Source organism: Mesorhizobium sp. M0159, assembly GCF_040322295.1.
Lineage (GTDB): Bacteria > Pseudomonadota > Alphaproteobacteria > Rhizobiales > Rhizobiaceae > Mesorhizobium.
On sequence record NZ_JAMYTF010000141.1, the window covers coordinates 1 to 751 of the forward strand.

The 751-nt window shown below is 63.5% G+C and carries 1 protein-coding gene; it reads right to left on the reverse strand.

All coding sequences use genetic code 11. The features are described 5' to 3' along the window. Window positions 1–49 precede the first annotated feature (49 nt). The coding region (locus tag NKJ32_RS35435) for a class I SAM-dependent DNA methyltransferase (RefSeq protein WP_352830597.1) at window positions 50–751 on the reverse strand (702 nt) is incomplete at its 5' end.

Consider the following 751-nt stretch of genomic DNA (forward strand, 5'->3'; position numbering starts at 1 on the left):
CGTCTTGCATCGGCTGGCAGCTTCGCCAGCGAGATTTGCAGTAGCGTGGTCATGGCCGCTCCTCGGTTGGTGCGCTGGCCTTCTCGAGCACCTGGAAAACCCAGTAGTGCGCGTCCTCCTCGGCGACGTATCTGCCGTCGTTTAGACGCTGTGCCGGCACGAGGACGCCCGCATCCTGCAGACGTAGCACCTCGTCTTCAAAGGATGTGGCCTCAGCATAGCTTTTGCGGGTGCTTGCGATGATGAATCCATTCGGGCGCGTGACGCGGGCCAGTTCGCGCAGCCCATCCGGTCGGACATGCCCGAGCGTGAAGGCGCCGCAGCAGACCGTGATATCAAAGCTCGCGCTGTCGTAGTCGGAGAGCGGCCCGTTGAGGTCGACATCGCCTCGGACATGACGGTAGACGCGGGTTTGCCGGGCCTGTTCGGCCATCTCCTCGGAGAGGTCGATCCCGTCGATCAACCGGAAGCCGAGGCGTTCCAGTTCCACGCCGACGAGGCCCGTTCCGCAGCCGGCGTCCAGGATTGTGATGGCAGTTCGTTGCTTGGCCAAATAGGCCGTCTGCACGGCTCCCGCCAGTTCCGCCACGATCATCGGCCCGCAGTACCCGTCAAGGCCGACATCCAACTCGTAGGAACTGGCCCATTCGCGATAGAAGTTGGTCAAGCGACCGACGTCGCCGTCGAGGGCGTGGGAATCCTTGATGCGCTCTCGTGCGGCCTGCTCCAGTGCCTTCTGCTGATCGGGGGT